Source organism: Leclercia sp. GHBNCSD, from assembly GCF_055805075.1.
The window spans coordinates 1-736 of sequence record NZ_JBQVYO010000012.1; the positions used below are offsets into that span (position 1 = coordinate 1).

A 736-nucleotide genomic window follows, 5' to 3' on the forward strand; every position below is an offset into this window, starting at 1 on the left:
GTTGCTCCGGCAATACCGGTCATCGGTTCGCAGCGGATTATCGGAAGGTTTACGCAGGGTGCAGGAGGCCTCCATCGCCTGCAATTCACCCTCTGTTATTTTTCCGCCACCTTTCCACTGCGTGTACATCAGGCGACAGAAGTTTTTGAAGGTGTTCTGTCTGGCCGCGTTGGTCTGCTGGTATCCGGGCTGAATATTTTCAAATACGCGTGACTCCAGCGAATAGGGAGAGTGGTTAAGGATGACGCAGTTAACCGGATCATATCCGGCCTGTTTCACCAGCATATTTGCCAGCATGGTAATGATTGTACCCTGACTGTGGGCCACAATATTGATTACGTCATTTCGAGTGACTAATGGCTGTCGAATCTGAATAATCAAATCCGCCAGCCGTTGAGCGGCGAAAAACTGATAGATTCGGTGCGGGTTCTCATAAACAGGATGCGTATAGTCCCCGTCATTAAAGTGCAATGAGGCAAATCCCGCTGCGGCCACACCAAAGCCACCGGCACCCGGCCCTAACATGTCGGGAATAGTGGTCGTCGCATTAGCAAAGGTCCCGCCCCCTTTGGCAAAATGCATATCAAGCGCGTTTTTAAAGTTATCGCTCTGGAATTTAAAGGGTCCTTTGCCGTCATTACCCAGCGCCGCTTTATTCTTCTCGTTATTTTCCTGATATGCGTCATACGGCAGATGGGCTTTTTCACTCAGCTTGCTGACCTCCTCCCGGTAGCGT

Annotated in this window: 1 protein-coding gene; it reads right to left on the reverse strand. The window is 50.7% G+C overall.

Annotation, left to right across the window (positions count from 1 at the left end; translation table 11 throughout):
- Window positions 1-736, reverse strand: a 736-nt coding sequence (locus ACT3IC_RS23505) for a T6SS effector phospholipase Tle3 domain-containing protein (RefSeq protein ID WP_473479885.1), incomplete at both ends; no start/stop codon positions are given.